At 34.9% G+C, this 10,074-nt stretch carries 5 protein-coding genes and 2 rRNA genes; 4 read left to right on the forward strand and 3 right to left on the reverse strand.

Annotation, left to right across the window (positions count from 1 at the left end; all coding sequences use genetic code 11):
* The first annotated feature begins 23 nt into the window (after nucleotides 1-23).
* The 3 genes from gltB to lysA all read left to right on the forward strand — a co-directional run bounded on the left by gltB (nucleotide 24) and on the right by lysA (nucleotide 7,390).
* On the forward strand, nucleotides 24-4,541 hold the full coding sequence (gltB, locus tag E0F89_RS08415; protein ID WP_131909342.1) for a glutamate synthase large subunit: 4,518 nt from the start codon (nucleotides 24-26) through the stop codon (nucleotides 4,539-4,541).
* A gap of 2 nt (nucleotides 4,542-4,543) precedes the next feature.
* Entirely contained in the window at nucleotides 4,544-5,998 is a 1,455-nt protein-coding gene (locus E0F89_RS08420; protein WP_131909343.1) for a glutamate synthase subunit beta, read from the forward strand.
* 171 nt (nucleotides 5,999-6,169) lie between these two features.
* A complete protein-coding gene (gene lysA, locus E0F89_RS08425) occupies nucleotides 6,170-7,390 on the forward strand; it encodes a diaminopimelate decarboxylase (protein ID WP_131909344.1) in 1,221 nt (406 codons plus the stop codon).
* A 71-nt stretch (nucleotides 7,391-7,461) separates the two neighbouring features.
* Here the strand turns inward: lysA and pafA are convergent, their stop codons facing one another.
* Complete coding sequence (gene pafA / locus E0F89_RS08430) at nucleotides 7,462-9,078, reverse strand: alkaline phosphatase PafA (RefSeq protein ID WP_131909345.1); 1,617 nt, start codon at nucleotides 9,076-9,078, stop codon at nucleotides 7,462-7,464.
* A 143-nt stretch (nucleotides 9,079-9,221) separates the two neighbouring features.
* Here pafA and E0F89_RS08435 point away from each other — a divergent pair, with 143 nt between their 5' ends.
* On the forward strand, nucleotides 9,222-9,359 hold the full coding sequence (locus tag E0F89_RS08435) for a transposase (protein WP_243699502.1): 138 nt from the start codon (nucleotides 9,222-9,224) through the stop codon (nucleotides 9,357-9,359).
* Between the two features lie 225 nt (nucleotides 9,360-9,584).
* On the opposite strand, the gene rrf is transcribed toward E0F89_RS08435, so the two are convergent.
* Both rrf and E0F89_RS08445 read right to left on the reverse strand, forming a co-directional pair.
* A 5S ribosomal RNA gene (gene rrf, locus E0F89_RS08440) occupies nucleotides 9,585-9,694 on the reverse strand.
* Between the two features lie 168 nt (nucleotides 9,695-9,862).
* Nucleotides 9,863-10,074: ribosomal RNA gene (locus E0F89_RS08445) — 23S ribosomal RNA — on the reverse strand; the annotation flags it as partial.

A 10,074-nucleotide genomic window follows, 5' to 3' on the forward strand; every position in this document is an offset into this window, starting at 1 on the left:
ATTTTGTAGAAAAAAATTTAAGCATGAAAGTTAAAGAACAAGGCCTTTATTTGCCCGAATTTGAACACGACAATTGCGGAGCAGGATTCATTTGTAATTTAAATGGAATTAAGTCAAATGATATTATACACAAAGCACTGGATATTCTGATCAAATTAGAACACCGGGGTGCTGTGAGTTCAGATGGCAGAACTGGAGATGGAGCAGGAATTTTATTTGATATCCCTCATGATTTTTTTAAAAAAGTTTGTGAATTTAATATCCCGGAAACTAAGGAGTATGCAGTAGGAATGGTTTTTATGCCAAAAAGTAAAAATCAAGTTGTTTTTTGTAAAACTACTTTTGAAACTTCGGTACGCGATCAAAATCTAGAAATATTAGGATGGAGAGATGTTCCGGTTGACGCAACAAATTTAGGACGAATTGCTGGCGAGAAAGAACCAACAGTTAAACAAGTATTCGTAGGTAAAAATGGCTTAGATCTTACGGAACAGCAATTTAACGCTAAATTATTTGCAGCGAGAAAAATAGCAGAGCATGCGATTCGAAATTCAAGAATTTCAGAAAGTCACATGTTTTACTTTTCCAGTTTCTCGACTACGACTATAATATATAAAGGTTTGTTGATGCCGGAAGACATCAGCAGGTATTATACGGATTTATTAGATGACGACTTAGTAACTCGATTAGCTTTGGTTCACCAACGATTTTCTACCAATACATTCCCATCTTGGGAATTAGCACAGCCTTTCCGTTATATGTGTCACAATGGTGAAATCAATACACTTCGTGGTAATATTAGCCGTATGCGTGCTCGTGAAGAACTGATGAAAAGTGACGTTTTTGGTGATGATATCAAAAAATTATTCCCTATTATTTTAGAAGGAAAATCAGATTCCGCTTCGATGGATATGGTAATTGAACTGTTGTTGATGACCGGTCGTTCTTTGCCGGAAGCTATGATGATGGTCGTTCCTGAAGCTTGGGAAAAACACCAAACGATGTCAGCCGACAAAAAAGCATTTTACGAATATAACGCTTGTATCATGGAGCCTTGGGATGGTCCAGCTTCTATTCCTTTTACTGACGGAAACGTTATTGGTGCTTTATTGGATAGAAATGGATTGCGACCTTCCCGTTATACATTGACTAAAAGTGGTTTCGTAATTATGTCTTCAGAAATTGGTGTTCTCGACATCAAACCAGAAGATGTGATACAACAGGGTCGTTTAGAACCCGGAAAAATGTTCCTTGTAGATATGAACGAAGGGCGAATTATTGAAGATGACGAAATCAAAAATGCTATTGTTACCAAACGTCCTTACCAACAATGGTTGGATGAAAATTTAGTACAATTGGCTCAAATACCATATACTGACAATCCAATTCCTGTTGAAAACATAGATTTTGAAACAAGACAAAGACTCTTTGGATACACTTTAGAGGATTTAAAAACAATCATAAACCCGATGGGAGCTCAAGGTGCAGAAGCATTAAGCTCTATGGGAAATGACACTCCCTTAGCGGTTTTGTCAGATCAACCACAGCTTTTATATAACTATTTCAAGCAGTTGTTTGCTCAGGTTACCAATCCACCATTGGATGGTATTCGTGAAGAAATCATCACGGATATCAGTTTAGCGATTGGTGGAGATTATAATATTTTTGACATTGTTCCAAAGCACTGTAAAAAACTAAAAATTCAAAATCCAGTAATTTCAAACGAGGATTTAGATAAAATAAGAAACATTGATCATGCTGATTTCAAATCAGTCACTATTTCTACATTATATGATATAGAAAAAGGAGTAAACGGATTAGAACGCGCTTTGGAAAGAGCCGTACAAGCTACTTTCAAAGCAGTTACTGAAGGTTGCAATATTGTAATTATTTCTGACAGAGGTGTGAGTGAAAAAATGGCTCCAATACCAATGTTACTGGCGTGTTCTTACATTCATCATTCGCTTAACATTCTAAAAGTTCGTTCTAAATTTGGAATCATAATTGAATCCGCAGAACCTCGAGAACCACATCATTTTGCCTTATTATTTGGTTACGGAGCCAGCGCAATCAATCCTTACATGGTGAATGAAATAATTCACAACCAAGTAAACGAAGGTTTTATCACTGGTGTAAAAGCGGATTATGCCATCAAAAATTACAATAAAGCTATTGCAAAAGGGATTCTGAAAATCATGAATAAAATTGGTATCTCGACCTTACATTCATACCGAGCGGCACAAATTTTTGAAATTTTAGGATTAAATAAAACATTCACTTCTAAATATTTCCCTTACACTCCTTCCCGAATTGAAGGAATTGGTCTGATGGAAGTCGAAAAAGAAATCAAGAAACGATACCAAAAAGCATTTCCAAATTCAAAAGTCAGCAATTTACTGCCTTTAGAAATTGGAGGAATTTACCGATGGAGAAGAAATGGGGAAAAACACATGTTTAACCCAACAACGATTTCAAAATTACAACAAGCAGTACGTCTAAATAGCCCTGAAAGTTATAAGGAATATGCTAAAATGGTCAATGATCAAAGTGAAAACCTAATGACCATCAGAGGTTTATTTGAATTCAATAACTTAGACCCCATTTCAATTGACGAAGTGGAACCTTGGACAGAAATTGTGAAGAAATTCAAAACTGGAGCCATGTCTTATGGATCTATCAGCCAAGAAGCTCATGAAAATCTTGCGATTGCCATGAATAGAATTGGAGGGAAAAGTAATTCTGGAGAAGGTGGAGAAGATCCAAAACGTTTCCAAAAAGACTTAAATGGAGATTCCAGAAACAGTGCTATCAAACAAGTAGCTTCTGGAAGATTTGGGGTTTCTATCAACTATTTGACAAACGCCAAAGAGATACAAATAAAAATGGCTCAAGGTGCAAAACCAGGAGAAGGTGGTCAATTACCTGGTGAAAAAGTAGTGCCTTGGATTGCTGAAGTTAGAAATTCAACTCCTTATGTTGGATTAATTTCACCTCCTCCGCACCACGATATTTATTCTATTGAGGATTTATCACAGTTAATTTTTGATTTAAAAAATGCAAATCGTGAAGCTAGAATTAATGTAAAATTAGTTTCTGAAGTGGGTGTTGGAACAATTGCTGCCGGTGTTGCTAAAGCAAAAGCCGACGTGATTTTGATTTCTGGATATGACGGAGGAACTGGAGCTGCACCTTTAACTTCACTGCAACACACCGGTATTCCATGGGAACTTGGACTTGCCGAAGCACAACAAACATTAATCTTAAATGATTTAAGAAGTCGCGTAGTTTTAGAATGTGATGGACAATTAAAAACTGGTCGTGATGTAGCTATTGCTGCATTGCTTGGAGCTGAGGAATTTGGTTTTGCAACCGCTCCTTTAGTAGCATCTGGTTGTATCATGATGAGAGCATGTCACTTGAATACGTGTCCAGTAGGTATTGCAACGCAAGATCCTGAATTGAGAAAAAATTTCAAAGGAACGCCGGAACACATCATCAACTTCATGTATTTTATTGCTGAAGAGTTGAGAGAAATCATGGCACAATTAGGTTTTAGAACATTGAAAGAAATGGTGGGACAATCTCAAAAATTGAATGTCAATAAAGCCATTAAACATTATAAAGCAAGTGGATTAGATTTATCTACAATCTTATATAAACCAGAAAAAGCTAAAGAAGTTCCAAATCACAATACGACTACACAAGACCATGCCTTAGAACATGTACTTGATTTTGAAATTATAAAAGCGGCTATTCCTTCTATTTATAGAAAAGAAAAAACAAGAGTTACTTTTGATATCAAAAACACAGACCGTTCCGTTGGCGCTATATTGAGTAATGAAATTTCAAAAATATATGGTGCGCAAGGTTTACCCGAAGATACTATATTAGTCGATTTTACAGGATCAGCAGGACAAAGTTTTGGTGCTTTTGCAACCAATGGTTTATCATTTAAAATTCACGGAAACTGTAATGATTATCTAGGAAAAGGACTTTCCGGAGGTAAACTGATCATCAAAGTCCCTCCTACTGCTACTTTCAAACCAGAAGAAAATATCATTATTGGTAACGTGGCACTTTATGGAGCAATCACTGGTGAAGCGTATATAAATGGTATGGCCGGAGAACGTTTTTGTGTGAGAAATTCTGGAGCAACAGCAGTTGTGGAAGGAATTGGAGATCATGGTTGCGAATATATGACTGGAGGAACCGTCGTAGTTTTAGGAAAAACAGGAAGGAATTTCGCAGCTGGAATGAGCGGTGGTATTGCGTATGTTTTTGATTCAAATAAAAAATTCGACGCTACCTTATGTAATATGGAAATGGTTGCTTTTGAAACATTGGAAGAAGAAGATTTTACAAAACTGAGACGTTTGATAAAAAATCATTCTATGTACACCAACAGCCCTTTGGCAAAAAGGATTTTAGAAGATTGGGAAAACCAACGCGGCCATTTTATCAAAGTAATGCCAACAGATTACAAAAAAGCATTGCAAAGATTAGCTGAAGAAAAACAAATTGAAGAACTACTAGCACTATAGTTATGGGAAAGATAGGAGGATTTAAAGAATATAATAGAACTGACGAAAGTAATATAGTTGTTGAAGAACGTGTTTCAAATTACAATGAATTCACAATTACATTACCTAAAGATAAAATCAAAGAACAAGGATCCAGATGTATGGATTGTGGGATTCCATTTTGCCACAGTGCCTGCCCATTAGGGAATTTAATACCCGATTTTAATGACATGGTGCATCAGGAAGAATGGGAAAGTGCCTTGGAAATACTACAATCAACCAATAACTTTCCAGAATTCACAGGTCGTTTATGTCCGGCTCCATGTGAAAAATCATGTGTGTTAGGAATTATAAGCGAGCCAGTAGCTATCGAAAATATTGAAAAAAATATTATCGAAAGAGGTTTTGCTGAAGGTTGGATAAAACCACAACCACCAGAAGTTAGAACAGGAAAAACAGTGGCTGTAATAGGTTCTGGTCCTGCTGGTTTAGCGGCTGCACAACAATTAAATCGTGCTGGACATTATGTTACTGTTTTTGAAAGAGACAATGCCATTGGTGGATTATTACGTTACGGAATTCCAAATTTCAAATTAGAAAAAGGGATTATCGACAGACGCGTTGCTGTTTTAGAAGCTGAAGGAATTACTTTTAAAACAAATGTAAATGTTGGTGTAAACTATAGTGTTGAAGAATTGAACGCTTTTGATTCTATCGTATTATGTGGTGGCGCAACCGAACGAAGAAGTTTACCAACCAAAGGAATAGAAAGTAAGGGAGTTGTTCAAGCAATGACTTTCTTGACACAACAAACTAAATCGCTATATGGCGAAGTAGTTTCTGACCAAATAATGGCGACCGGTAAAGATGTGATCGTTATTGGTGGTGGAGACACCGGTTCTGATTGTGTGGGAACATCAAACAGACATGGAGCCAAATCGGTTACTAATTTTGAAATTTTACCAAAACCACCAGTTGGAAGAAGTGAAACTACTCCTTGGCCATTTTGGCCATTGCAATTAAAAACTTCCTCTTCACATGAAGAAGGTTGTAATAGAAACTGGTTAATCAACACCAAAGAATTCATTTCTAATGATAAAGGAGAACTTGTAGGTTTAAAAACCGTTGAAGTAGCCTGGAAAATGACACCGGGACAAAGACCTGAACTGATAGAAAAAGAAGGTTCAGAAAAAATATGGCCTTGTGATTTAGCTTTATTGGCACTTGGATTTACAGGTCCTGAAAAAACATTGAGCGATCAATTAGGATTAGAAATTGATATGAGAAGCAATTATAAAGCGACTAATTATCAGACGAATGTTCCTCATATTTTTACTGCGGGTGACATGCGAAGAGGACAATCATTAATTGTATGGGCAATATCTGAGGGTCGTGAAGCTGCCAGAGAAGTCGATAAATACTTAATGGGTTATACCAATTTACCTACCAAAGGAAATGGCGATTTACCCAACTTGTAGTTCTAAATAACATTTTACAACCCTTGCTGAAAAAATTTGTCAAGGGTTATTTTTTTTATAAAATTTCAAATAAATGTTTAATTTATAACTTTTTGTTAGAATTTGTTAGAATTCATTCATTAGCTTGTGGGACTAAATAAAGAGTAATAAATTTGCTCAAAATTAATAATCATGCAATCAAAAGACTTAGTACAATTAGCAGAACAATTTGGCAGTCCATTATACGTTTACGATGCCGAAAAAATACAATCTCAATACAGTAGATTAACTAAAGCTTTTTCAAAGGTAGAAAAGTTGCGTATCAATTATGCAATGAAGGCTTTGTCGAATGTTGCTATACTTCAGTTATTGAAAGAAATGGGATCAGGATTAGATACTGTTTCCATTCAAGAAGTATTATTAGGACTGCATGCAGGGTATGAACCAGAAAAAATATTTTATACTCCAAATGGTGTTTCTCTTGAAGAAATTGAGGAAGTAAATGCAATGGGAGTTCAAATTAATATTGATAATTTATCCATATTAGAGCAATTTGGAACAAAACATCCAAATGTTCCTGTATGTATCCGAATAAATCCGCATGTAATGGCAGGTGGAAATGCTAATATATCTGTTGGTCATATTGATAGTAAATTTGGTATTTCTGTACACCAATTACCTCATTTGGTTCGTATTGTTGAAAATACAAAAATGAACATTGTGGGTATTCACATGCACACAGGTTCCGACATTTTGGATATCGAAGTATTTTTATATGCTGCTGAAATATTATTTGATGCCGCCAGAAACTTCAAAAACCTTGAATTCCTAGACTTCGGAAGTGGATTTAAAGTGCCTTATAAAAAAGACGATATCGAAACTGATATTGAAGAATTAGGTAAAAAACTATCAAAAAGATTCAATGCCTTTTGTACCGAATACGGAAAAGAATTAACCTTAATATTTGAACCAGGAAAATTTTTAGTAAGTGAAGCAGGTTTCTTTTTGGCTAAAGTAAATGTCGTTAAACAAACTACTTCAACAGTTTTTGCGGGAATAGACAGTGGTTTTAATCATTTGATTAGACCAATGTTTTACGGTTCACAACATCATATCGAAAACATTTCACATCCAAAAGGGAAAGAACGTTTCTACTCCGTTGTAGGATATATTTGTGAAACCGATACTTTTGCTAATAACAGAAAAATTGCAGAAATAAAAGAAGGTGATATTTTATCTTTTAGAAATGCAGGAGCATACTGTTTCTCTATGGCTTCCAATTATAACTCGAGATACAAGCCCGCTGAAGTTTTATGGATGAACGGGGAAGGGCATTTAATCAGAGCACATGAAACCTTTGAAGATATTCTTAAAAATCAAATTATGTTGCCTTCAGCACTGGCAACAGTATAAAATACAAATCCCGTCTCAATTTTAATGAGACGGGATTTTTTTTTTGGTTAAAAAACAATTAAGACCACTTTCTATTGCTTATCTAAAAGTGTTTCTAACAATTCAGATTCTGTTCCATTAGGAAATGGAATTTTCAACATTTGTGAGAGCGTCGGTGCTATTTGAGTAATATATTTTTTAGTATATAGTTCTCCTTTAGGAACATGCCATCCGTAAAAAAGTAACGGAACATGCGTATCATAACTATTAGGAGATCCATGTGTAGTTCCTGTTGACTGATATTGCAGATAACCTGTTTTATCAAGGATTACTATATCTCCATTTTGTTTAGGATCATAACCCTTAGCAATAAAACTTAAAAAATAATCTTCCCCAGAAGATGCTAGGATTTCTTCTTCGGTATACACTCTTTTAACTTGTTCTTGAGTCATCAAAAAGTCCTTAAAACTTTGCTTCACTTTCGCCAATTCTAAACCTTTTTGCTTAATAATTTCTTTATTAAAAAAAAGATTGAAATTAGAATAATCCAATATCAAATCTGAACCAAAGATTTCATTCGAATGTTTTTTTAATGCCTCAACAATATCTTTAGAAGGAATATTTTTCACATTGTATTTATTATCTTTAAGATAATTTGGATTTTCAGCACCAGCATGATCAGCAGTCAGAAAAAGCAAGTAATTATCTTTTCCAACTGTTTTGTCTAAATAGTTTATAAAAGTAGCCAAAGTTTGATCTAAACGTAAGTAAGTATCCTGCAACTCCATAGAACGAGGTCCAAAAGTATGTCCTACATAATCAGTGGAAGAAAAGCTAACAGTCAAAAAATCAGTAACATCATCTTTTCCTAAATCTTCTTTTTCTATAGCTTTCATGGCTAACTCAGCCAATATATCATTCCCAAAAGGGGTGGTTCGTAAAACATCCGCTCCTTTTTCTTTATATATTTTACTCAAATCATACGGGAAAACTGGTGCATTACCTTTATCTAATTTTCCTTCATAAGGATTGTCATCTACAAGACTTTCATTATAAGTAGCAACCGGTTTCAATAAATCCCAACCTTTATTGATGTAATTCATGTAGCGTTTTTCTTGATTAAACTCGTTTACCCAATCAGGTAATACTGAACCATAAAAAGTACTTGATATAAAAGACCCAGTTTTACTGTACCAAAAAGCCCAGTTGGCAAAATGACCTGCTGGCAAAATTGCACCACGATCCTTAATACTCATACCTATAACTTTACCTTTAAAATTTGTAGCCATACGTAATTCATCTGTAATGGTCGTACTTAATAAATTTTTAGGGGACATTGCACCTTCTTTTTCTGTACCGTCACCTACTGTTTTTACAGAAGCATCATCGGTACAATACATATCTTTTCCGGTTGCTTTATTAAACCAATCATTCCCTACAATACCATGAGTAGACGGTGTAGTTCCAGTATAAATACTGGCATGACCAGGTGCAGTATATGTTGGCATAAAATTATAATGCATGTTGTGAAAAGTGTACCCATTTTTCATCAATCTCTTAAATCCATTTGACGAAAAATCATCTGAAAAACGATATAAATATTCCATTTTCATTTGATCCACTACTATCCCTACTACTAATTTAGGTCGTTGTTGCGCTTGTGACATTAAATAACTGATGAAGGTCAAAAACAAAATAATTTTTTTCATATTATACTTTTATAATTAAAACAAAAATACAACATCTAGATTGAAAAGGCATTGCAAAAAATAAGCATCTACATAATATTAATCTACTCTTAACATCTGTAGCTGTAAATTTTATAAGTTGATAAAAAATAATATTCTCCTCTATAAAGAATTACCAAACCTTATTAAACTATTTTGATAAAAGAAGTACAAATACTTGCACAGAATCACTTAATACCTTGATAAAAACGTTCAGATCTCAATTCAGAGGCGACAGAAATATAGATTTTTTTCTTATTTAGACAAACTATTATTGATACTTAATTTGTACTGCTCCACAACTTTTGGGACTAACCCTCAAGTATTTACAATTTATTTAGTGACAACAACATATTTCACCAAAGATGTCGGATTGCTCATGATTAATACCAAAAACCGGCCACAAACTAGCATATGGTATATAACAAAAAATCCCCATCAAATAAATGATGAGGATTAAATAGATCCTGAAATAAATTCAGGATAAAGAAAGGCGACGACATACTCTCCCACATAACTGCAGTACCATCTGCGCAGGCGGGCTTAACTACTCTGTTCGGGATGGGAAGAGGTGAGCCCCGCCGCAATAACCACCTTAAGAGGTTATAATTGCTTTGGGCAATTACTGTAATGTTGTTTATACTTCTACAAACATCAATCACATAATATCTTAACATATTGAGATAAAGAAAAAAGTATTAAAGTTCCTGAAATAAATTCAGGATAAAAGAAAGTTTCTTCCTGCCGATTGCTCGGCAGGAAAAGCGTACATAAGCTTACGGGTTATTAGTACTACTCGACTATGACATTACTGCCTTTACATCTATAGCCTATCAACGTGGTCATCTCCCACGACCCTTAAAAGAAATCTCATCTTGTGGTGGGTTTCGCGCTTATATGCTTTCAGCGCTTATCCCTTCCAAACGTAGCTACTCTGCGATGCCACTGGCGTGACAACAGATACACTAGAGGTTTGTC

This window comes from Flavobacterium caseinilyticum (assembly GCF_004349085.1).
GTDB lineage: Bacteria > Bacteroidota > Bacteroidia > Flavobacteriales > Flavobacteriaceae > Flavobacterium > Flavobacterium caseinilyticum.